The sequence below is a fragment of the Legionella hackeliae genome (assembly GCF_000953655.1).
Lineage (GTDB): Bacteria > Pseudomonadota > Gammaproteobacteria > Legionellales > Legionellaceae > Tatlockia > Tatlockia hackeliae.
Genome location: NZ_LN681225.1, coordinates 2,130,762 through 2,154,692, shown reverse-complemented (window position 1 = coordinate 2,154,692; position 23,931 = coordinate 2,130,762). Strand labels below are relative to the sequence as shown.

Here is a 23,931-nt window from a genome sequence, read left to right as displayed (position 1 = left end):
TCGAAATTGTCATTGATTCACTGAAAATCCCACACATATTTCCTTTGGAAAAGTACCTCAAAGCCCATTTTTAGATAGAGAGATAAACCAGCTTCTGCTGCTTCTAAAAAGCAAAAATCAGCACCTAAATTTTTTGCTGTTTCTAAAGCAAAATGTAATAAATATGTTCCATATCCTTGCTTTTGATAGGCAGGTAAAGTGCCAAAATCATCAATTCTAGCCAGATTATTGTGAAAGGATAATGTTAATGAGGCGATAAGTTTATTATCAACATATAAACTTAGATGATGAAGTTGAGCTTTTTTTTCCAGTGCATATTCATGAGTGCTTTGATAAAGAGAAGTTAACTCTGCTGTTGAATGAAATGCTTCAATCAATGGTTGAGACCATTCTTTTAACTGAGAATCAGTTGTTTTAACGAGTAACCCCTCATTGGGGATAAAAGTTCGAACAGTGTTTAAATCCAGCCACATTGCGATAGCATTTTCGCAGCTTGTAAAGCTTGTATTTGCTATATAATCATCTAAAGATTGTTCTAAATGAGGAGTAGAAAAGACTGCTGCCCAAGGTAACTGTTTAGTACTAAAAAAATGATTACACTCATTTAGAAAATGGTTCAAATTCTCAATAGGCGAACGAACAAATACAATATTCAAACTTGCGACAGGAACGCCTGTAATGTAAATCCTGGCTTGATTATGAAAATGAAAAAACTCCTTACTTACAGAACTAAAAAAATAATCTTCACAAGCATAGAAGTCGTTGATCAATTGAGAAGTCATAAGCCAACTAGACAGGTAATATGGGTTTGGCGGAGAGAGAGGGATTCGAACCCTCGATACGTTGCCGTATACACACTTTCCAGGCGTGCGCCTTCAACCGCTCGGCCATCTCTCCACAAGCGCGAAGGATATACTGATATATAGTGGAAATCAACCTCGACGCATCGACTCAAAGTAAAAAAGAGGAAAATTTGTTAGCCCATAACCCTGTTATCAGGTAATGAAAATAGTCCAAATTTCAATCAATAAAATGAAAATTTTTGATATACTTTAGATATATTTTATACATTCTTATGGATTGTCATGATAATGAAGTCGTTGTTTTCTGTGAGTGGTCTACTGCTTTCAACGTCTAGTTTTGCTTTTCCTTGTTTTTTAACCTTAGTAAAAGATACCTGTTGGACAAATTATGATGTGCAGGTTGTAGTAATAGATGCAAATACAAATGATAAAGTAGTCACTGTTAAAGCCCCAAAAGGAAAAGCATGGGGAAGAGAGTCATTTAATTGCAGTCCAGCGCAGCGCTTTTTTTACCAAGCCACCTATCAGCCGGTATTCTGGCAAAGTGAGGTCGGCAAAGTCTATTCATCAACACGTTATTGGACGTTACCTGCCGCTGTTGGCCCTGGTGATACTGCCTGGAATATACCCATTTGTTTTCCTTCTAACTTCGCTTCTGTCCCTTTTCCCCCTGATGCACAGGGAAATTGCAAATGCGATTGGTCGGAAGTACCTCCTTTGCCACCTCAATAGGTGAATAACTTTTCAATAATAAGCTTTTCTTGAGACTTATGAACTTGTATTATCGTCTCCTTCACAGATTGAGAAGGCGATAAAAATGGCCACTTTAAGGCAACAGATTGCTCAAATGTTAATTATGGGATTTTCAGGTACTACTGGTGAAAAAAGTCCTATAAAACAATGGTTAAGCGATAATAGCCTTGGAGGAGTTTTATTGTTCGATTATGATCTGATTACTCAACAACAGGGCAAAAACCTTACTGATCGTCCACAAATTCAATCATTAATACAGCAACTTCATCGTGCTAATAATTCCTTAGGTGAAAAAACACCACCGCTTTTTATTGCGATTGACTATGAAGGTGGCGCTGTAGATCGTTTGAAGTACATTGACGGGTGCATGACAACAGTATCTCCAGCCGATTTGGCAAATTTTTCACAAAAGGAATTGCATTCTGAGATGCACCGCATGGCTGAAACCATCCAATCACTCGGTTTTAATTTGAATTTTGCACCCGTTGTTGATCTTGATTTAAATCAAGAAAAGGGGATCATTGGAAAGCTAAAGCGTAGTTTCTCAGCCAATCCCGAACAGGTTGCTAAAGTGGCCACGCAATTTGTAGAAATATTTGCCCAGCATAAAATCACATGCTGTTACAAGCATTTTCCTGGTCATGGCAGTGCGACTGGGGATACTCATGAAGGGTTTGTTGATGTCACAAGCACTTTTCAACTGAGAGAACTTGAGCCCTATAAAATTATCTTTAATGGTAGTAATAGACCTGCTATGGTGATGACCGCCCACGTTATTAATCGTCAATTAGACGCAGATGGGTTACCAGCAACATTGTCCAAATCAATATTAACTGGTTTATTACGACAAGAACTCAGTTTTGATGGAGTAATAATCAGCGACGATTTGCAAATGCATGCAATCGCAAAGCATTACTCCATGGAAGAAGCACTTTGCTTAACAATTAATGCTGGTGCGGATATGGTCATTTTTGCCAATCAATTGGCTGAAATTACTCCGTATGAGGTGATTGAACAGATAGAAAAGCTAGTCCAAGCGAATAAGATTTCAGAAGAGCGTATTGCAGAGGCTTATCATAGAATAATGCGGCTAAAGCAAGATCAGCTCTTAAAATAAGATAGGGCTTGATCTGTTTTTTAAATATGTTAAAATATGAATCTCAATGTGCAAAAAACGACCTAAAATGGTGACTATGAACGAAATATTACCAATTCATGCAGCTCTTTATTACTCAAACTCTCCTCTACAATCCTGCTGCTGCTGTTGTTGTTGCTAATTTTTCTTTTTCGTTCGCTTAAGTCCAATTAACTATTTTTAAGGTTTTCTCATGTGCGCCCAACACTCTTCTCAAAAAAAACGATGGCTAAGTACACCCTTTTTATACGCTGTCATGATTTTTCTTGGTATCGTCAGTGGTTATTCTGATATTACAATTTTAAAGACATTTGGTTTATTTATTGCTGATGTTTTCATTAAAATCTTTAAATGCATTAGTCTCCCAATTATTGCTTTATCAATCATTGTTACCTTATCGAATTACCGTGCAGATGGGGTAATGCGAAAAATCTGGGGACGTGCAATGTCCTACACGTTAGGCACCACCTTAGTCGCTGCGGCAATTAGCTGTGTTCTTTATCTGTTAATTCATCCTGGCATGGTAGGGGTTATCAAGCAACATGCTGTTGTTCCGGAAACTACTAATCAACTTGGTTATTTTCAACATATTGCGAACCTAATTCCGTCGTCAGTTCTATCTCCCTTCCTTGAACATCAGGTTATGGGGGTATTGTTGATGGGGATTGTGATTGGAATTGCCATACGTTTTATTCCTGAGGCCGAAGCAAGACAAACTATTACTCAGTTTTTCCGTGGTGCCCATGGTTTATTTATGGTTATAACCGGTTGGGTGATTGCAATAATTCCTTTGGGTTTATATGGATTTATCACAACAACAGTAGTTCAATTACGAGAAGGGATGGCCATTAAAGGGATTGGTGAGTATTTGCTGATTATAGTTCTTGCCAATTTGATCCAGGGTTTTATTATTTTACCCTTGTGGCTAAAGTCGCAAGGAATTAAACCATTTGCTGCGTTTAAAGGAATGCTTCCAGCATTATCAGTGGCGTTCTTCTCCAAGTCTTCTGTTGGCACATTACCCGTGACAATGGAAACAGCAGAGAAAAATTTAAACGTTAAACCCGAGATTAGCCGTTTTGTGTTACCTCTTTGCACCAGCTTGAACATGAATGGTTGTGCAGCTTTTATCTTTGCTACAGTGATTTATCTGATGCAAAATCACGGTATCGAGATTTCTTTACCCATGATGGCATTATGGGTAATAATTTCCACCATCGCTGCAATTGGTAACGCAGGTGTTCCTATGGGATGCTTTTTCTTAAGTGCCAGTTTATTGGCAAGTATGAACGTTCCCATTACCTTATTAGGAATTATATTACCTTTCTATAGCCTTATAGATATGCTCGAAACAGCCTTAAATGTTTGGTCAGATTCTTGCGTTGCGAAAGTTGTTAATGAAAAAACTGAGCAGGATAGTGCGCTCGCGCAAGATTTAAATTTAGCCACGAATTAAGGTTAGGGTATTGTCGGGCGAGGGGCCCGACTTACGTTCACTTATGCTGTGGTAAGCAATCCATGTGAATTTACGATTTAATTAAAATATCTTCACAGATCAATTCATAAATAGCAGCTAATGCTTCTAAATCTTCCAGGGAAACACATTCATTGACTTGATGAATCGTCGCATTGACAGGGCCTAGCTCAATGACTTCTACGCCATAAGGAGCGATGAAACGCCCATCAGAGGTACCGCCGCTAGTTGATAACTCAGGTGTTCTATTCGTAATGTGTTGAATGGCGCTAACACAACTGTCTAATAACTGTCCTCGAGCTGTTAAAAAGGGTTCGCCATTTAATTGCCAATGAATAGTAGGACGTAATCCATGATGATGGAAGCATTCTTCAACGGCCTTCTTTAAACCTTCAGCAGTTTGCTCGGTAGAAAAGCGAAAATTGAAGTGTAGAGTTAACTCACCTGGGATGATGTTACTTGCCTGACCACCAGCATGAATGTGAGTTATTTGGAAGGAGGTGGGAGGAAAATGAGAATTTCCTTCGTCCCAAATTGTGTTAGTCAGTTCTTTAAGCACAGGACTTATAGTATGAATTGGGTTTTCAGCCAGGTGAGGGTAGGCAACATGTCCTTGTTTGCCGTGTAAATTTAACTTGCCGGTTAAGGAGCCTCGTCGTCCGATTTTGATTACATCTCCAAGAACCTGACTACTGGAAGGTTCGCCCACGATACAAAATTGCGGCTTGATACCTTGTTTGGCAAGCTCAGCCATTACATAGGGGGTGCCAAGTGCAAAATCGTCTCCTTCTTCAGCACTGGTAATTAAAAATCCAAGGCTGCCCGAACATTGAGGATATTGTTTTATAAAGCGTTCAGCCATAATCATCATTGCTGCAAGACTACCCTTCATGTCCGCTGTGCCGCGTCCATAAAGCATTCCATTGATGTCTTGTAGAATAAAAGGATCGGTATTCCATTTATTCATATCACCGATAGGAACGACATCAGTATGGCCCGCAAAAACCAGCAAAGGGTCAGTATTGCCAAAGCGGGCAAAAAAATTAGCGACTGGAGGGTTATTGAAGCGTTGACATTGAAAGCCAAGATTCTCCAGAAAATGAATCATATAGTCTTGGCAATCTGCATCAAGAGGGGTAATTGATGGAAAGCTAACAAGCTCGGTAAGGAGCGACTTAATGGTATACATGTTATTTAATATCTCTTAATAACTCATTGATGCTTACCTTGGCTCGCGTTTTCTCATCAACCTGCTTGACAATTACAGCGCAATAAAGACTATAGCGACCATCTTCACTGGGTAAATTACCAGGAACCACAACTGAGCCTTGAGGAATGCGGCCATAGCTGACAGTACCAGTTAAGCGATTATAAATTTTGGTACTTTGGCCTAAGAAGACCCCCATTGATAATACAGAGTCACGTTCAACGATAACTCCCTCGACCACTTCAGAACGAGCACCAATAAAGCAATTATCTTCAATAATCGTGGGATTCGCTTGTAGAGGCTCAAGCACACCACCAATGCCCGCGCCTCCTGAAAGATGTACATTTTTACCAATTTGTGCACAAGACCCGACGGTTGCCCAGGTGTCAACCATTACTCCTTCATCAATATAAGCACCAATATTCACATAGGAGGGCATTAAAACAGTATTTTTACCAACAAACGCGCCTCGTCTAACCATGGCGTGAGGAACAACCCGAGTACCACTTTGTTCAAATTGGTGGGGTTGATATTCAGAGAATTTAAGAGGTACTTTATCGTAAAATTTGCAAAATCCACCCTCAATGACTTGATTTGAATTAAGTTTGAACGAAAGAAGTACGGCTTTTTTAATCCATTGATGAACTATCCACTGGTCATTAATTTTTTCAGCAACTCGATAATGACCTTGATCTAATCCTTCAATAACCTCATTTACTGCCGCGATAATTTCTCTTGAAGCGGTATTTGGGGATAATTCCTGACGCTGTTCGAAACCAAGTTCGATAGTAGTTTGTAGTGAGTTCATCGTTTCATCATTTGCTAATAAACTGGCAAACTAGTATATCGAATCAATAGCATTATACAAATGATATAACGTGTATAAGACTTGAGTTTCCACAGAGCCACATAGCGAGTATACTCCTAGGAATTTTCGATAGGGTGAATCAACTATGCGTTTATTAATTACGGGAGCTGCGGGCTTCATTGGTTTTCATTTGGCAAAGCTTCGTCTTGAACGCGGCGATTCTGTAATTGGCATAGATAATTTGAATGATTATTACGATGTACGCTTAAAGTTAGCTCGCCTTGAGCTGCTGCAGAATTACCCTAATTTTCAATTTTATCAAACAGATATTGCTGATGCGCCTGCGATTAATGAAATATTTATTAAACATAACCCACAGCGGGTTGTGAATTTAGCAGCACAAGCTGGGGTCCGATACTCTCTAACGAATCCACATGCGTATGTGCAATCCAATGTGGTAGGATTTACTAACATTATCGAGGCTTGCCGTCATCACCAAGTCGAGCATTTAGTCTATGCATCTACAAGTTCAGTTTATGGCGCTAATGGTGCACAGCCCTATAAAGAAACTGATGCGGTTAATCATCCCTTAACGATTTATGCGGCTACTAAAAAAGCCAATGAACTGATTGCACATTCTTATTCGCACTTGTATCAATTGCCATCGACAGGATTACGTTTTTTTACGGTTTATGGACCATGGGGAAGGCCTGATATGGCTTTCTTTTCGTTTACTCGTGATATTTTGGCAGGTACTCCAATTAAAGTTTATAACCATGGACAGATGCAGCGTGACTTTACCTATATCGACGACATAGTGACTGGTGTTTCTTTAGCAATTGATAATCCTGCTTCTCCCGATAATTCATGGACTGCTGACGCACCGAATGCTGCAAGCAGTTATGCACCTTACAAAATATATAATATCGGTTGTGGCAATCCCGTGAATTTAATGGATTATATCAATGCTATTGAAGAAGCAACTGGTAAACAGGCAATCAAAGAGTTTTTGCCAATGCAACCAGGGGATGTTTTATCAACACATGCAGATACAAAACGGCTTCAAAATGACTTGGGTTATCTTCCAAAAACAGATTTCCGGGAGGGCGTGGGGCGTTTTGTAGAATGGTATTTGAGTTTTTATCACTAACCTATTCATTAAGAGGAAAACTAATGAGTCAAAAAAACACATTTTGCTGGATAGATATTCCTGTCGTTAACTTGGATATAGCCGTTACTTTTTACACTGAGCTGTTAGATATGCCCGTGCAAAAAATTTCTGAGCATGGATTTGAGTTTGGGTTATTGCCTCATACTGAAGATAATGTTTCCGGTTGTTTATGCGTTATGGAAGATAGAAAACCCTCTCAAAGTGGTCCTCTTGTGTATTTGAATGTTGATGGGCGTTTGGATGCAGCGATTGATGCTGCTTCTGCACATGGAGGGAAGGTGCTTAAAAACAAAGAACAAATTGGGCCTTATGGATTTAGAGCGATTATTCTCGATACAGAGGGTAATGCAATCGCACTATATTCACAAAACGATTAGTTATTTATCTGCGTCGCAAGTTCTCTTGCGACGCAGTGTCTTCCAGGACAAAGCAAGCATTATTTAGCCTTTAAATGGGCAATCAGGTTGTCCTTTTCATGCCAACTATTATTAAGCCAAGTTCTAAATTCTTCTTGTATTTGATTATTTTCAAGGAGTGTTGAGTTAATAAATTGTTGTGGTATTGGTAGTTGTCTAATGTGAACTTTAATAGCATTTATTCGACGACATAAAAAATCCCAGAGAGAATGTTTATTATTGGAATAAATGATAGTGACATCGAGTAAGCTCGTGAATTGTTGTCCCATTGCACTGATAACAAAACCAATTCCACCTGCCTTCGGTTTTAATAAAAATTGATAGGGGGATTTTTGTTGTTTGCTTTTTTGCGAGCTAAAGCGCGTTCCTTCAACGAAACTCATCACCGTTGCAGGGGTATGTTTGAATAATTCAATGGCTTTGCGAGTTGCCTGTAGATCCTTCCCTTTTTTATGGGGTTTCTTTTCAAGATATTCTTTTGAATAACGTTTCATAAAAGGACAGCCCATAGCCCACCAGGCAAATCCTAATAAAGGTACCCATTTTAATTGATCTTTGATGAAAAATTTCAATACTGGAATCTTGCGGTTAAAAAGTCGCTGCAGGACCACAATATCTAACCAACTTTGATGATTGGCGATAATCAAATACGAATTTTTTCGATGGAGATTTTCAAGGCCTTCTACTTCCCAGGTTATTTTTTGGGTACGGCTAATATAAGTATTATTCACTCCACTCCACAAAGTGGCTATTGCGTCAACCCACCGCGTACAAAAAAGTTTCCATCGGCGATTGGGAAAGAGCTTTAATATTCCAATCAGAAGAATTGGAATAAAACCCAAAAGTGTAGTGAGAACCAGCAAAAGTATGGCGGCAATACCATAAATCTGGCCTCCAGAGTTTTTTGTATTCTTCACTATTTTCTCCAGTCAATAAACGTTCGCATAACTCTTTCTAAGCTCTGGCAATTTACCTCATAAAAGAGGCTAATTACCAGAGTGACATGCATGCAATAGGTGATTAATCGTTTAATGCATAGGTCAAGTCCGCAATCAAATCATCAATATGTTCAATGCCGACAGAGAGTCTAATAAACCCATCCTCAATTCCTAAATTCTTTCGCGTCTCTGGTGGAACAGAGGCATGAGTCATGATTGCCGGGTGCTCAATTAAGCTTTCCACACCACCTAAACTCTCAGCCAGGGTAAACAACTCACAACGGGATAAAAAACGCGTTGCGGTTTCTAAGTCTCCTTTTATCACCATGGAGATCATACCACCAAAACCGTGCATTTGTTCTTGCGCTAAATGGTGCTGGGAATGGCTTGCTAATCCCGGATAAATTACTTTTGCAATTTTAGAGTTTTTTTCAAGCCATTGCGCTAAGGCGCTTGCATTTTCACAATGACGTTGCATTCTCAAAGAGAGTGTCTTTAAGCTGCGCAAAACAAGAAAACTATCGAATGGTCCTGGTATTCCTCCACAGGAATTCTGCAGGAAAGCCATTTTTTCATGGAGTGCAGGATTATCACCAACAACGACGACGCCACCTACAACATCGGAATGCCCATTTAAATATTTGGTTGCAGAATGCAAGACAAGATCAAAGCCAAGTTCGAGAGGACGCTGAATCCACGGGGTAGCAAAGGTATTATCAGCGACTGTAATGAGGTTATGGCGTTTGGCAATTGCAGCAATTTCACGCAAGTTAGCTAACTTTAGCATTGGATTCGATGGGGTTTCTACCCAAATCATCTTTGTATTAGGACGAATAGCTGCTTCAATATTTTTGGCATCGCCCATATCGACAAAGGAAAACGACAAATTAGAGGTGCGTGTTTTTACTTTGTCGAATAAACGGAAAGTACCACCATATAAATCATCTGTTGCAATAACATGGTCGCCAGTATTTAATAGATCAACCACCGTGTTAATCGCAGCCATGCCAGAAGCAAAAGCAAAACCATGTTGTCCAGATTCGAGGCTTGCAATGCAATCTTCATAAGCCTTGCGTGTTGGATTATGAGTTCTGGAATATTCATAGCCTTGATGCACGCCTGGAGCTGATTGGCGATAAGTTGATGTAGCATAAATGGGCATCATTACAGCACCAGTACTGGGGTCAGGTTGCTGACCAGCATGGATGGCACGTGTGTCAAAATGAGTTTTGTCCATGTAATTCCCTCTTTAAGTTGCATGTCCGGCAAAAAAGACAAGAGCAGTATATAATAATCTAATGAAATGCGTTGAATAATGAAATTCGTTAAAGTTTTCTGAGAAAAAGACGCTATATAGCGTGAGTCATTCTAGTGAGGGATTAATGCGTAGGCAAGAAATTAATTACGAAAAAGTTGCCTCTGCCGCTGAAACAGTAAGACAGCAGGGGAAGGAACCCTCTCTAACCAATATATGCGAAGAATTGGGGATTATTTCTTTTACCCCGGAATTGTCCTCGCTTCTTGAAAAATGGTATCACAATCAACCTGAATTTCAGCGCTCAATTAAAGCCCCTCTTTCTAAAAATATTAAAATTGAAAGTGAGATTCTGGAAAAAAATGTCGAACTTGAAAAATCCCTATCTTTACTGCGCGCCACTCTGGAGTCTACGGCAGATGGCATTATGATGGTGAATGGGAAAGGACAGGTTGTAGACTGGAATCAAAAGTTTGTCGAAATGTGGCGAATTCCTTCCTATATGCTTGAATCTGGTACTGAAAGTATTGGGTTTGAGTATATTTTGGAACAATTAAGCAATCCGGCGGCAGTAATTGCTGATGTTCAATATCTTTATGAAAATCCAGAATGGCAGGGTGAACTTCCATTACTTCATTTCAAAGACGGTCGCATTTTTGAGCGTTATACGCAACCACAGCGCGTTGGTTCTGAAATTGTAGGACGAGTATACAGTTTCCGCGATGTTACCCAGAAAATGATGGCGGATGATGAATTGCGTATTCGTGAACGAGCTATCGAAGCAAGTACACACGGCGTCGCAATTATAGATATTACTAAAACAACCCAGCCCATAATCTATGTCAACAAAGCTTTTGAGCGCATCACAGGGTATAGTGAGAAGCAGATTATTGGACAAAATATTGCGCAAATTGTTGGAAATAAAATTGATCAGGTGAATCAAAAGCGGGTGGAATTAGCAATTCGAGAGCAACGGGAAGAAACGGTTGAATTGGAAAGTTATCGACGCAATGGTGAGATGTATTGGTCTGAATTAAGTGTTGCTCCAGTCAGTGATTCTTTTGGAAAAATCAGGCATTTCATCTGTATCATTAATGATATAACCCAACGTCGCGAAATGGAGAAACAGTTAGTAAGGCAAGCTACACATGACTCACTGACAGAGTTACCTAATCGTGTTTTATTGATGGATAGGGTAGAGCAAGCAGTTTTGCAGGCCAAAAAGAAGAAATCTCTACTGGCATTTCTTTTCTTAGATCTTGATCGATTTAAAATGACGAATGACACCTTAGGACACAGCGTTGGTGATAAATTATTGCAGGCTGTAGCGAATCGTCTATTAATTGCCACGAATGATTATGATACCGTAGCGCGATTAGGCGGCGACGAATTTGTCATTCTTTTACCTGAGCTTGCAACGGAGGCCCAGGCACAGCAAATGGCCCAGGAAATTCTACATCTTATTGAAAAGCCATTTCAAATTGACCAGCACAGCCTAAAAGTAACAGGCAGTATTGGTATTAGTTACTATCCCAAAGATGGACTCGACTATGAGTCTTTGATGAAGAGTGCTGATTTATCGATGTACCATGCCAAAGACAGTGGTCGTAACAGTTATCGTATTTATGAACCAGAAATGAATAAGCGCGTTATAAACCATATGCAATTGGATAATGCTTTGCATGATGCGATGAAAAGGAATGAACTTTATTTAGTTTATCAGCCGCTTATCGATTTAAAAAGACATCGAGTCGTGGGGTTTGAGGCTTTATTACGTTGGAACAGTCATTTGTTAGGCCAAGTCTCTCCTGCTGATTTTATCGGTATGGCCGAGGAAAACGGTTTAATTATTGATATCGGTAAATGGGTCTTGGAACAGGCTTGTACGCAAACACTGGCGTGGCACCAAAGTGGTTTTAAAGATTTAACTATTGCTGTAAATATTTCTGGAAGACAATTTCGCCAAAGTGAATTACCAGAAGTTATTCGAGAGGTTTTAGCGAAAACAGGCTTACCTGCTAAGTATTTAGAGCTCGAATTGACTGAAAGTTTGTTGGTGGATGATATTGAACATGCTGTAGAAACTATGTATCAATTGAAAGACATGGGGATGAAATTAGTTATTGATGACTTTGGTACTGGATATTCAAGTCTGTCCTATTTAAAACAATTCCCCGTCGATAAATTAAAAATAGACCGCTCTTTTATTTGTGAATTAGTTAATAAAGAAAATGATGCGGCGATTGCCAGGGCGATTATCAACCTTGGGCATAGCTTGAATTTAGAAGTGTTGGCTGAGGGGGTAGAAACAGAATTGCAAAAAGAATTCATTGTAGAGCATGGCTGCGATTATGCTCAAGGATATTTCTTTAAACCCCCAGCCACACCAGATGCATTAAAAGAGTTCTTGAAAAAATACCCTCAATATAACTAACAGATCCCGCCTGGATGCCTCGGACAAGGCGAGGCACGTAGTAGTTTTTGTATCGACCACTTGGATGCCTCGGACAAGCCGAGGCACGCAGTAGTTTTTGTATCGAACACTTGGATGCCTCGGACAAGCCGAGGCACGCAGTAGTTTTTGTATCCACCGCCTGGATGCCTCGGACAAGTCGAGTCACGTAGTAGTTTTTGTATCGACCACCTGAATGCCTTGGACAACCCCAGACATGTAGTAGTTCCTGCATAGATCCTGAATACCTCGGGCAAGCCGATGTACATAATGAGTTCTGTATACTTTCTCACGTACGGAGCCTTGAGTCAGTTGCGGCGTAGTCTTTTCTGTATACATTTCCGACCATCCGTAGCTCCGTAGACAATCTCTACTCACTACGTGCCTCGGCTTGTCCGAGGCATCCAGGTTATCGCCCCACAAATCCTCATAGCAACTAGTAGGTATGATTTTTGCTGGTATTTAATAGCAGTTCTAAATTCTTAGTGAAAAGAAGTGTTTATTTATTATTTTGGGAGTAAGAGCATGCACTAATTCACGCCTAGGTCGATGTTTAGATGCTAGTTTATCACTTTGCCTAAAGAGTGATGGAAAGTTTAGGGATAGCGAATCTTAGGATAGATGAGGCTAAGAATAACTGGTTTCATTGACCTGAGATGGCAATGGAGATAATGATGAAAAGCGTAACCGTTATTGGCTCTGGTTTGGCTGGAACTTTGGTATCGCTCTATATGGCCAGGCGAGGTTATGAAGTTAATGTATTTGAATCAAGGCCCGATATTCGAGTAGAAAAGCCTGATCGTGGGCGTTCTATTAACCTTGCTTTGTCATGTCGTGGGATAACCGGATTAGCCGGTGTTAACCTTATGTCTGAAGTCGAAAAGATAATGGTACCCATGCGAGCGAGAGCCATCCATGAAGCGAATGGTGAAATAAAACGTCAGGCATTTGGCCGCCATAAAGATGAGTATATCAACGCTATTCATCGCAGCGAATTAAATGCACTCTTACTAAATGAAGCAGAAAAGAATGCACGAATTCATTTATATTTTGATATGAAATTAGTCAATTTGGATACCGATAAGAAGTTGGTAAGTTTTCAGGATAAAAATCAAGAACATAGCACTCAATCTTATGAAATATTGATTGGTGCAGATGGGGCAGGTTCAATTGTGCGAGAGCAATTGGTAAGAAAGGGGCTTATAGAAGCTTCAAGAAGCTTCCTACCCCATGGCTATAAAGAATTGTCTATTTCACGCAGTTATTCTTCTGATTTTGCACCGGAACATTTGCATCTGTGGCCAAGAGATTCTTTCATGCTTCTTGGCAATCCTAATAGGGATAACTCCATTACAGGAACTTTATTTTTACCACTTCAAGGGAAAAATAGTTTTGCAGAGCTTGACAATGAAATCTCGATACGATCATTTTTTGAAGAGCAGTTTCCAGATGCTTATCAGGCCATGCCTGATCTAATGGGTGAGTTTTTTAATCATCCAACAGGGAATCTAAGCACGGTAAAATGTGCCCCCTGGTATATCGAAGAGAACTGTTTATTAATAGGGGATGCTGCCCATGGAATTGTTCCTTTTTTTGGACAAGGAATGAATAGCGCATTTGAGGATTGTCGAGTTTTAAATGAGCTTTTAAACCGCTATGAAGATAATTGGCTGCAGGTAATGCCGGCTTTTTTTGCATCACGCAAGGTGAATACTGATGCGGTAGCGGAAATGTCTATGGACAATTACCATGAAATACAAACGGATATAAGGGATGAGAAATTTAATTTAAAAAAACAATTGGAACAAGAGCTTATGCACCGTTTTCCAGAACGGTATATTTCAAAGCACGTATTGGTGATGTTTAGCAATACTCCTTATGCCATAGCAAAAGCATATGGAGAGTTACAAAAGGAGCTATTAATTAAAATCAGTGAAAAAGTGAGGACAATAAACGAGATAAATTGGGAAGAAGTTAATAAATTGATGGATCAATACGACAAAAATTTGGCGAATTTAAACTCAAAAATAAAAAATTCTTTGATATAAAGGCTTAAATTGGCCAAAAAATTGTCATTACTGCCGGTTTCGGAGACATTTTTTTGTCGCTTTCCGAGGTTAGCCCCTGTCTGAGATAAAAAAAACAGGGTTTTTGTGTTGTTTTTTGAACAAAAAGAAAAAAATTTTGGCACGATGGGTGCAATACCTAATTCGAGTAAAAATTTTTTATGCCTCGGAGGCAAATACTATGAAAACTATACAATCCTATATTGATTCCAAACAACAAGAATTTATGAATCATCCCTTTTTTGAAATCTTGTCTCAATTAGATAGCATAGAGGAAATAAGTTATTTTGTTCCAGAATTAACTTTCTGGGCCATGACCTTCCAAGATATTTTACGTTTAAATGAAGAAAGAGTTACAGAACCTTACTTGAAAAAAGTAGCCCGTCACCATCGTTTGGAAGATGCTGGTCATGAGAAATGGTTCTTGCATGATAAAAAGTATCTAGGCAAATTTGCTCATAATGAATCTTGCAACAAAGATGATGTTGCCTGGCTATATGGCAAAGAGTCGCAATTAACTCGCGATGCAGCTTATGCCATTATGTCTGAAATTTATAAAGCAGATGATGAAATAATAAACATTGCTCTATTACTAACTCTTGAATCTTCAGGCCATGTGTTCTTCGAAAAAGTAGTAAAACAAGTGAAAAAAACCGGCGAAGATAAAAACCTTAAATACTTCTCGAGCTCACATCTTGAAGTCGAAATGGCACATGCAATTTTCGAAGCTGAAATGGAACGTAAATTGACCGAGTGGCCCATACCAGTGAATGTTCGTCGTGAAGCATTAAAAATGATTGACAGATGTTACGATGCCTTCAATAAAATGTTCGATGGATTAATTCTTGCATGCAACAAACGACTACAATTGGCTAAAGAAAGGAATAAAAATGCAGCAAATGCATTGGAATACGCCTCAGATAAAGCAGTGTGAGAATGAGATAGGAGAGCGAATACTCAGCAATGAGCATTCGCTCTCTCTTTTTGCTCAAGACTTTGGCAAAATTGTACACTCTTCGCCAACGGCAGTCTGCGCCCCCTCATCGGTTGATACGCTAAAACTTCTATTAAATTATGCCCATCAAAATTATCTTCCTGTAACAATTCGAGGAAATGGTTTAAGTCAAAATGGCCAATCTTTAGCGGTAGATGGTGGTTTGACTATTCATTTAGAGAACTTAAACAGAGTGGGTGAGCACGAGAGTGAATTTATTTGGGTGGATGCGAATACAAGTTGGGCAAGTTTATTAGCTGCTTCCTTAAAGCAAGCACAATGTCCTTATGTGATTCCTTACAATTGTAATTTATCGGTTGGGGGTGTTTTATCCGCAGGAGGAATAGGCGCCTCTTCTTTTAAATATGGGAGTGTAACCTCGCATGTGAAAGCCCTTGAAGTCATAACGGCAGAGGGAAAAACTGAAATTGTGGATTCTCGTTCTGAGCTTTTCAATGCTTGTCTTTCCGGGCAAGGCCGTTTTGGAATTATTAGCAAAGCTTGTATCAATTTACGTCGATGCAAAGACAACACCAGGACCTTTTTTTTGGTTTATCTTGATAGAGAGCAATGGCTAGAAGATATAGAGATAGCCGCCAAGGAAGGGGATTATATCGAAACGTTTTGCTCCCCCTCTATTCAAGGAGCGAAATTAACAGATTCGGGGAGGCGATTACCCTTTGCCCACTGGCTTTATGCATTACATATCACTAAGGAATACGCTGATATAGCTCCAGTTTTAGCGGATATTAGCCCAAATTTGAAACCGTGGAAAACGCTACATACTCAGGATGAATCCATTGACTCTTATTTACATCGTCATGATTCTCGCTTTGAGGCCATGAGAATTACGGGACAATGGGAATTATTGCATCCTTGGTATGAGTGTTTTATTTCAGGGGAGTTATTAAGAGCAACCTTGGAAGAAGTATTACCCCAATTGCCTCTTTATTATGCTACTGTATTGCAAATTGTTCCGATTGCAAACCAACCACGCACGGGCTTTTTAATGTTTCCAGAGAGTAATCAAATTTATGCACTCATGATTCTGACACCTGGAGTGAATGACAAATTACTGCCTGGTTGTTTACAAACCATAAAAAATTTAGATGCTCTATTTTTGGAACAAGGAGGAAAACGTTATCTCTCAGGGTATTTAGGTGAAAATCTGGAGCAAAAATACTGGAAAAATCACTTTGGTTCGTCTTATGAAGTTTGGTCAAATCTTAAGAAAAAGTATGATCCACATTATATCTTGAGGTCCTCTCTATACAATTTTTGAGAGCTTAAATCTCTTCCTTTATCGTAACTGATGTAGGAAGAGATTTAATTGGTGTTTATTTCCTGGGTTTAAATCGCATCAATGTAAACAGGGAATTTGTTTTATAACTGTCTTGATAGATAAAACCTGCGGGTTCTATAGATTTTTGCCATTCTGACAGGCTGCGCTGTCTGCCGCCTAATAAAACCATCATCACAATATCCATAGTTTTATTAGGGTGAGGTCCTTCATTATCCGGTAACACCTGTTCGGCAATAAAAAGAGTTGCATCTTCAGGCATTTGACGATAACAATTGCTTAAAATCTGATGCATAAAGTCATCATTAAAATCATGTAAAACCCCCTTAAACATATAGGCATCGACCTTGGGAATTGATTTTAAAAAGTCTCCTGCAACCAATTCAACCTGCGCTGAGAAATCGCTATTGCTTAATTGATTAATGACTTGAGGGGTATCAAATAACGTAAGTTTAAGATGAGGATATTTTTGCGATAAGGCTTTAACCAAGCCACCTCGACCACCACCCATATCAATTAAATGTGAACACTGTGAAAAATTAAAGGCATCGGCAATAGAGTTATCATCGTAGGTTGATAATTTTGCCATGCCGCGGTCAAAATTTTTCTGTTTTTCTGGGTGTTTGCTCAAGAAACTAAAAAAGTCTTCACCATGTTGATGAGAAAACGCCGAATTCCCTGTTTTCAAACTGGTGTCTAAACAGGAAAAAGCTTGCCACCAACTGTCATCAACCATGCACAATACATCACGAATAGAATGAGGATCATCGTCTCGTAGTGGTAGAGATAGTTTGGTAAGCGAACAAGTATCGTCCTGACAATTCACTATCTGATAGGCACTTAAAAACTTCAATAATCGTTCTAATAAGTCGGGCACAGTGTCAGTCAATTTCGCTAAGGTTTCAATTTTCATGGGTTCTAACGACATATAATTGGCTATACCAAGTTTTGCCATAGTGTGGATGGCACGTGAAACAACATACCATCGAGACATGATTGCCAATTGGATATAAGCAGGTTCGTGATGTGTTTGCATGATTCTTCCTTTAATCGTTAAGACCCAATTTACAAGCTTGCAATATCCCTTAATTTTCTGTGATGATAGAATGTTAACTATCAGTTACAGGCAAAAATCGTGCTAAGTTGTAGCAACCTATGAAAGATACTAAATTGTCGTTTGCTTATAATGAGCCAAAATTGTTGATCGCTGTAGTGGTGTTTTTTTTAACCTGCTTTTTATTTTTGTGGGAGATCATCAACTACTTTCAATCTAATAAGCAGATAGCTGTGGCTACGACCTATATTAAACAACCTGTACAGGAAGCATTGCATAGTAATTCACCTTTATTTATGGTGCCATTATTTGGTAATTATGTACCAACAAATTTGACAGACGCAGACATCAAACAATCTATGCTTGATGTCGAAGTAGTGGGTATCATGTTTGATAAGAAAGAGGAACACTCCCAAGTAATTCTCAAGGCCGGAGGAGGACAGGAAAAAATTTATTCTATTGGTGATTCCTTGCCTGGTGGAGCTATTATTAAACGGATTTCGCCTAATGGTGTAGTCGTATTGCATAATGGTGCGCTTGAGAGTTTAAGTTTGCCAAAAAATGAATTAATCTTCGAAGCTCCAGCAAAACCGCTGATTGAGGAATAAATATGCGTTTCCTACTGCGAATAACTCTGATAACAATTTTAGCTCTTGCTGAGCTTGCTTGTACAACCCGCTCGAATTTAATAGAAGGTATCAGAAGTTTTCGTGTACAAGATTATCGGCAGGCATTTGTGCGATTAAAACCTGAGGCTATAAAAGGGAAGCCTGATGCTCAATATGCGGTTGGTTATATGTATTATTACGGACAGGGTGTTGTTGAGAACCGTAAAAAAGCATGGTATTGGATTAATAAAGCCGCACAGGCAGGACAACCTGAGGCCGTTGCCGCACTCGCCATTTTGCAACAACAACCACAAAATATTTTACCTTAACAATGTTCATAATGTTGAACTGCTATTGATTAACCACTGCGTTAATGATTAAAGACAGCATATAGCAACAATAAATCAAAACCAGAATCCCTCCGTGCCAACGTACCAGTCTTTTTTTATTGCGATAATTAATCCATAACAGAACAAATGTTGTGATAAACATCACAGGGATATCTCGCCAAAGCAAGGTAGTGCTTATTGCAGCAGGGTGGATGATGCTAGGGAAGATCATTACGGCAAGCAAATTAAATATATTGGCGCCTAGAATATTACCCACGGCAATATCATCAGCTCCTTTAGTGATGGCAACGATTGAGGTTGCTAACTCAGGCAAACTTGTTCCTATTGAAATAAAGGTTAATCCCATGACTAAGTCACTTATACCAAGGATATGTCCAAGTTCGAGACTGGTATTGATTAAATATTTGGAGCTAATAGGAAGTACAATTAAACCCAATAATAAGCTAACTATATGTGATTTAATAGAATGCTTTCCCAAGGCTGCTTGTTGGAAAGCCATGGTCAACTGTTTTTGTGGACGTTGTTGACGGGTTATTAAAATAAAATAACCAAGAATAGCAAGACACATTAATAACAATAAACAACCATCAAGAACACCCAGGTAACCATCAAGCATCAAGGAATAAGAAAAAAGCATTACCAAGAAGAGCAAGGGGTATTCTCTACGCATTAATGTAGATTGGACTCGAATGGGCTTTATTAATGTGGTTAATCCTAAAACTAACCCTATATTAGCGATGTTTGTTCCAATTGCATTGCCAATAGTAATATCAGTATAACCTTCTATAGACGCTGTAATAGCGATCATAATTTCAGGAGCAGACGTGCCTAGAGCAACCAGGGTAAAACCAATAACCAATGGAGACAGGCGATAGTAAGCTGCAATTCCAGATGCACCTGTGACCAGCTGATTTGCGGCCCACAGCAAAGCAATAAAGCTAATTATTACAAGTAAAATGACCATGTGTGTTCTCAAGAATATTAAGAGTTGATAATACTGGATTTATCAGCGAACACAACAAGCATTTTTGTTCAAAAACTTTTCATATTGTTGCTGATGTGATAAGATACACAATTCTCTGACATTATAAATATAACGATTGAAGAGTTGAAGTCAGACGAAGAAGCTATAACTGAAGCGGAGTATCGACTCTCTTCTATCACAATATAGTTTCTGGCAGAACAATCTTATTGCCGGGTACTTTCAAGACAAATATTATGTTGAGCAAACAACGTCATCTTTTTAAAAATGCCTCCTTCAGGCATTTTATGCTAAGTTGTATGTTAGCCATGTTTGGTAATGGTTTGACGTACATCGTCATGGTGTGGGCGCTGATACGATTTGACGCATCAGTAGTTTCTACTGCTATTCTTATGGCCTGTTTTTGGCTTCCCAACGTATTATTGGGACCTTTTTTAGGTGTACTCGCCGATCGTTATAACCGAAAAAAGGTACTTTTGTTTACCGTCGGTGCACGTGCGCTTTGTTTATTTGGTTTTGCACTGATTGCTTATCACAATCGTATCACGCCTTTTGCCATTTATTTTCTGGCTACTGTCATTGGTACGCTACTCGCTGCCTACATTCCGGCAGCTATGGCTTTTATTCGTGAAATTATTGTCGAAGAAGAGGACTTGCTTTATGCAAATGCAATGCTGGATACAGCCTATGAAGTAGGGGCTGCACTTGGGATGGGAAGTGCTGGGCTTATTTTGGCAGGGACCTCTTTCGCAACTTGTTTTGTTATTAATGGTGCATGCTATTTATTTGCAACAATTTTTATTCTTGGTATCACCTATGATAGACAAGCAAAAACGAAAGAAATTATTGAGTCATTCTTTAGGCAGTTTGTCGAAGGTGGACGCTATATCATGCAACGCACACCTATTTTGCTTGTTTATTTAGTTCAGGGATTGTTTTTTATATCCTATATGACAGCACCTGTATTATTGGCACCTTTTGCAAAGTCAGTGTTACATAGTAATGTTGCACAATTTGGTTGGTTGGAGGCTGCATTATCAGCGGGAATTATTTTGGGTGGTTTCCTCAGTCCTTGGTTATCGACTCTTTTTTCATTATCAAAAGTTATTTTGGGACAAGTGCTACTGGGTATTCTTTCATTTTATCTCTTTAGTCATACCCAAAATACCGAGTTGGCGATTTTGTACCATTTCTTTATTGGTTTTTCTTTTTCGTCATGGGCTTTATTAACTACTTTAGCTCAAGAAATGACTGATCTAGATTATCAAGGCAGGGTACAATCCCTATTTAACAGTATGTCTGGTGCGGTTATTATTCTCTTTTATTACGTTTTAGTTTGTTGGAAAGATATTCCAGTAACCAAGTTGTACTCTGCAGAAACTATTTTACTTTGTTTAGCGGGTGTTATTTTAATTTTCATGACAATTACTCAGCGTCAGGTTGAGTCGTCTCAGCAAGCGTTGCTTGAAAATGCTGAATAATAGTTGCAATGGGCTTTGCAAGCCCAAGATGTTTTAGTTCGCTTAAGCGATACCATTTACCTGAATTTTCCGAAATGACATTGTCTTTTGTGGCTATGGTAAGAATACTAATGGCTCGAATATGTAAGTGAAAATGGCTAAAGGAATGCTTAAGCCTCAATAATTCTCTAGTTTTAAAGCTGGTAAAATGATAAACCTTTTGAATATATGCTTCTGGGCAGCTATCTACATGAATACTTGGCAGGCACCAGAGCCCACCCCAAAGACCTGCAGGTGGTCTTTTTTCGAGAAAAATTTTATTTTCGGCGTTGTGCAGTAATAAAAATTGCTCTTCCTTGTGGGGTAATACTTTTTTAGGTTTTTTCTCGGGATATTGGCTAACCTCATCATTCTGCTTAGCCAAACAAGAATCATTTAAAGGGCAACGATGACAATTAGGATTTCTGCTGGTGCAACAGGTGGCTCCTAAATCCATAATCGCCTGGGTATAATCGGCACAACGTTCTTGAGACATGCAATGATTAGCCAGTCGCCAAAGTGTTTTCTTAACAGAGGTTTTTTCTGGCCAGCCTGCTATCTTAAAGTAGCGACATAAAACACGCTTTACGTTACCGTCTAAAATTGCCGCAGGTAAGTTAAATGCCTGGGAGACGATAGCTGCTGCAGTAGATTCCCCAATGCCTGGTAAAGACGTTAGTTCCTCTAAGTTAGTGGGAAAATGCCCTTGATAGTGTTCACAAACAAGTTTTGCTGTTTTATGCAAATTACGGGCGCGACTGTAATACCCTAAGCCAGACCATAACGCTAAAACCTCATCTTCTGGTGAGCTAGCTAAATCCCAAAGAGTCGGGAAATGCTCCATAAAGTGATTAAAATAGGGAATAACTGTTTTAACCTGGGTTTGCTGTAGCATAATTTCAGAAACCCAGACTCTGTAAGGATTACGCGGATTTTGCCACGGTAAATCCTTACGGCCAAACTGATCAAACCAGGCTAACAACGGCTGGCTAAATTGTTCGTGTAGCTGTCTAATCATTCTTATTGGTTAAGAGTGTTTTAATTTGTTTGTGAATGACTTTCACAGGTTTTGCTAATGTTTCTTTTAACCAAAATCGAGTCAAAATGGGATTAATAATTTTTAAATCAGGCAGCACAGAAGGTGTTGTTAAGGTACCTTTAACGAGAAGAGGGAAACTTCCGCCTAGCAATTGCTGAATTTTATCAACTTCTGGATCGGTAAGGCTTACCTTCGCCTGCAAACGACTATCTATGTTGTTGTCCTTTAAATCTAACTGACCATCTCCCTTAAGTTGGAGTCGGTCAGTTTGCAGGACTAGAGAGTCACTTAATAATTTAGCATTCTGCAGCGTATACTGAATTGTAAGCAATTTAAAATTGGTGTGGCCTTTGAAAAAGGCAGGATCATCAAATTGGCTTAATTGCAAAACATCATTTGCCTTATCTTTTTTGCCACTGAGTAAATTATTAATTTTATCACTGGTGCCATCAATAACTTTATTTAAATTTACGGATTCAACCACACCATCTTTAATGGTTAAATTACCCTGGCCAAAAGTATTATCTTGCCAATTTCCATCCATATTAGCTTGGGTATGAATAGAGAAATCAACACTCCCCTTGAATAGTTTCTTTTTAACAAGGTCATAAATAAGTTTATTGCCATTCAGATTAGTGGCTGTTTGGTTTAAGGTGAGCTTTTTACTGGTGATTTCATAACTCAGATCACCTACTGACTCACCGTTATACAGATTCAATGTCAGTGGATTTAACAGCAAAATACCTGTTTTAGTTTTTACAGTTGCTCTTATTTTGCTTATTTTTAATTGATTGACTGTAAGGTCTTGAATCGTAAGTTGGCCTGCTAGTGGTGTATTTTGAAGTGTAGCGAATGGCTTATCAAAAAGATGCATTGATAAGGCAGTACTCCCGTTAAAATTAACCTGAGCTTTCATCAGAGGTTTGCCCTCAACAGCAACATCGACCTGTGTTTTAAACTGTAGGGGGAAGGAAAGTTTCTTTAGATTAAATCGTTCAGCCCCTATTTGAAGATTTGAAAGTTTAATAACCTGCTGATTGTTTTGATAGTTCACTTCCCCACGACTTAGAAGAATGCGTTCAATAGCAAATTGTTCTGCAACATGCTGTGATTTTTTAGCAGATAGTTGCCCCTTTTTGACAAGGGGGGGAGTGGTGTTAGGATTAATAGTGAGTAGAAAACCATTCACATCTAGCTCACTAAAAACCAATTGCCCACGTAGTAAAGGAGTAATTTTTAAATTAAACAGTAAATTTTCTAATGTTACCGAGTAAGCACTTTGCTCACTTTTATTGCCAATTCTTACGCCTGTAATTTTTATTCCTGGTCTTGGAAACAGCTGCCACGAGATATCACCATCAACCTGACTTTGTTGATTCGTTAAATGGGTTAGCTGAGCACTTACATAATCTTTAACGACTTCTGGACGAATAGATTTAGCAAGAGCCCATAAAAAAACCGTAGCGACTATCAATAGAACAACTAGGCAGACAACTAATTTTTTTAGAAATTTCATGTTAGGAAATAAAAGAAAAAGGCAAGCATATAGTATAGCCGAGAATATGTATGTCAAGTATTGTGTGGCGTTTTTAAGGTTAACTCATTGATTTATTTAAATATTTTAAAA

General features: G+C 39.0%; 21 protein-coding genes and 1 tRNA gene. 12 read left to right on the top strand and 10 right to left on the bottom strand.

Features of this window, described 5'->3' with window-relative positions:
- Positions 1–17: 17 nt before the first annotated feature.
- Entirely contained in the window at positions 18–782 is a 765-nt protein-coding gene (locus LHA_RS16615) for a GNAT family N-acetyltransferase (protein ID WP_045106353.1), read from the bottom strand.
- Between the two features lie 27 nt (positions 783–809).
- Positions 810–897 (bottom strand) — tRNA-Ser (locus LHA_RS09625).
- Between the two features lie 194 nt (positions 898–1,091).
- Between LHA_RS09625 and LHA_RS09620 the strand changes: the two genes are divergently transcribed.
- The 3 genes from LHA_RS09620 to LHA_RS09610 all read left to right on the top strand — a co-directional run bounded on the left by LHA_RS09620 (position 1,092) and on the right by LHA_RS09610 (position 4,147).
- Complete coding sequence (locus LHA_RS09620; RefSeq protein WP_231861894.1) at positions 1,092–1,535, top strand: hypothetical protein; 444 nt, start codon at positions 1,092–1,094, stop codon at positions 1,533–1,535.
- A gap of 85 nt (positions 1,536–1,620) precedes the next feature.
- The gene (locus tag LHA_RS09615) at positions 1,621–2,673 is read left to right on the top strand and encodes a glycoside hydrolase family 3 protein (protein WP_045106351.1); all 1,053 of its coding nucleotides are present in this window, start codon (positions 1,621–1,623) and stop codon (positions 2,671–2,673) included.
- A 211-nt stretch (positions 2,674–2,884) separates the two neighbouring features.
- Complete coding sequence (locus tag LHA_RS09610) at positions 2,885–4,147, top strand: dicarboxylate/amino acid:cation symporter (protein WP_045106350.1); 1,263 nt, start codon at positions 2,885–2,887, stop codon at positions 4,145–4,147.
- Between the two features lie 70 nt (positions 4,148–4,217).
- Here LHA_RS09610 and dapE read toward each other — a convergent pair whose 3' ends face one another.
- Positions 4,218–5,354, bottom strand: coding sequence for a succinyl-diaminopimelate desuccinylase (gene dapE / locus LHA_RS09605; RefSeq protein WP_045106349.1), 1,137 nt, complete (start codon positions 5,352–5,354; stop codon positions 4,218–4,220).
- A gap of 1 nt (position 5,355) precedes the next feature.
- A complete protein-coding gene (gene dapD, locus LHA_RS09600) occupies positions 5,356–6,180 on the bottom strand; it encodes a 2,3,4,5-tetrahydropyridine-2,6-dicarboxylate N-succinyltransferase (RefSeq protein WP_045106348.1) in 825 nt (274 codons plus the stop codon).
- 145 nt (positions 6,181–6,325) lie between these two features.
- Here dapD and LHA_RS09595 point away from each other — a divergent pair, with 145 nt between their 5' ends.
- Positions 6,326–7,330, top strand: coding sequence for an NAD-dependent epimerase (locus LHA_RS09595; protein ID WP_045106347.1), 1,005 nt, complete (start codon positions 6,326–6,328; stop codon positions 7,328–7,330).
- Positions 7,331–7,353: 23 nt separating this feature from the next.
- On the top strand, positions 7,354–7,728 hold the full coding sequence (locus LHA_RS09590; RefSeq protein WP_045107514.1) for a VOC family protein: 375 nt from the start codon (positions 7,354–7,356) through the stop codon (positions 7,726–7,728).
- 59 nt (positions 7,729–7,787) lie between these two features.
- On the opposite strand, the gene LHA_RS09585 is transcribed toward LHA_RS09590, so the two are convergent.
- Both LHA_RS09585 and LHA_RS09580 read right to left on the bottom strand, forming a co-directional pair.
- A complete protein-coding gene (locus tag LHA_RS09585; RefSeq protein ID WP_045106346.1) occupies positions 7,788–8,684 on the bottom strand; it encodes an acyltransferase in 897 nt (298 codons plus the stop codon).
- 103 nt (positions 8,685–8,787) lie between these two features.
- Positions 8,788–9,942: a cystathionine gamma-synthase gene (locus LHA_RS09580; protein ID WP_045106345.1), complete on the bottom strand. Its 1,155-nt coding sequence runs from the start codon at positions 9,940–9,942 to the stop codon at positions 8,788–8,790.
- A gap of 145 nt (positions 9,943–10,087) precedes the next feature.
- On the opposite strand from LHA_RS09580, the gene LHA_RS09575 reads away from it, so the two are divergent.
- The 4 genes from LHA_RS09575 to LHA_RS09555 all read left to right on the top strand — a co-directional run bounded on the left by LHA_RS09575 (position 10,088) and on the right by LHA_RS09555 (position 16,754).
- Entirely contained in the window at positions 10,088–12,394 is a 2,307-nt protein-coding gene (locus tag LHA_RS09575) for a bifunctional diguanylate cyclase/phosphodiesterase (protein WP_045106344.1), read from the top strand.
- Between the two features lie 692 nt (positions 12,395–13,086).
- On the top strand, positions 13,087–14,460 hold the full coding sequence (locus LHA_RS09570; protein WP_045106343.1) for an FAD-dependent oxidoreductase: 1,374 nt from the start codon (positions 13,087–13,089) through the stop codon (positions 14,458–14,460).
- A gap of 199 nt (positions 14,461–14,659) precedes the next feature.
- Positions 14,660–15,412, top strand: a complete 753-nt coding sequence (locus LHA_RS09560; RefSeq protein ID WP_045106341.1) for a hypothetical protein — start codon at positions 14,660–14,662, stop codon at positions 15,410–15,412.
- On the top strand, positions 15,369–16,754 hold the full coding sequence (locus tag LHA_RS09555; protein WP_045106340.1) for an FAD-binding protein: 1,386 nt from the start codon (positions 15,369–15,371) through the stop codon (positions 16,752–16,754). Before LHA_RS09560 ends, LHA_RS09555 begins: the two co-directional genes overlap by 44 nt.
- 55 nt (positions 16,755–16,809) lie before the next feature.
- Here LHA_RS09555 and LHA_RS09550 read toward each other — a convergent pair whose 3' ends face one another.
- Positions 16,810–17,808 (bottom strand): methyltransferase, encoded by a 999-nt coding sequence (locus tag LHA_RS09550; protein WP_045106339.1) that lies wholly within the window; start codon positions 17,806–17,808, stop codon positions 16,810–16,812.
- A 119-nt stretch (positions 17,809–17,927) separates the two neighbouring features.
- On the opposite strand from LHA_RS09550, the gene LHA_RS09545 reads away from it, so the two are divergent.
- The gene (locus LHA_RS09545) at positions 17,928–18,434 is read left to right on the top strand and encodes a type II secretion system protein N (protein WP_045106338.1); all 507 of its coding nucleotides are present in this window, start codon (positions 17,928–17,930) and stop codon (positions 18,432–18,434) included.
- Positions 18,435–18,436: 2 nt separating this feature from the next.
- Positions 18,437–18,763 (top strand): tetratricopeptide repeat protein, encoded by a 327-nt coding sequence (locus tag LHA_RS09540; protein WP_045106337.1) that lies wholly within the window; start codon positions 18,437–18,439, stop codon positions 18,761–18,763.
- 22 nt (positions 18,764–18,785) lie between these two features.
- Here the strand turns inward: LHA_RS09540 and LHA_RS09535 are convergent, their stop codons facing one another.
- Positions 18,786–19,748, bottom strand: coding sequence for a calcium/sodium antiporter (locus LHA_RS09535; RefSeq protein WP_045106336.1), 963 nt, complete (start codon positions 19,746–19,748; stop codon positions 18,786–18,788).
- A gap of 254 nt (positions 19,749–20,002) precedes the next feature.
- Here LHA_RS09535 and LHA_RS09530 point away from each other — a divergent pair, with 254 nt between their 5' ends.
- Positions 20,003–21,247 carry an MFS transporter gene (locus LHA_RS09530; RefSeq protein ID WP_045106335.1) on the top strand — a complete coding sequence of 415 codons (1,245 nt, stop codon included), beginning with the start codon at positions 20,003–20,005 and terminating at the stop codon, positions 21,245–21,247.
- Here the strand turns inward: LHA_RS09530 and mutY are convergent.
- Positions 21,192–22,283: an A/G-specific adenine glycosylase gene (gene mutY, locus LHA_RS09525; protein WP_045106334.1), complete on the bottom strand. Its 1,092-nt coding sequence runs from the start codon at positions 22,281–22,283 to the stop codon at positions 21,192–21,194. The genes LHA_RS09530 and mutY overlap by 56 nt on opposite strands.
- Entirely contained in the window at positions 22,276–23,820 is a 1,545-nt protein-coding gene (locus LHA_RS09520) for an AsmA family protein (protein WP_045106333.1), read from the bottom strand. Before LHA_RS09520 ends, mutY begins: the two co-directional genes overlap by 8 nt.
- Between the last annotated feature and the right edge of the window lie 111 nt (positions 23,821–23,931).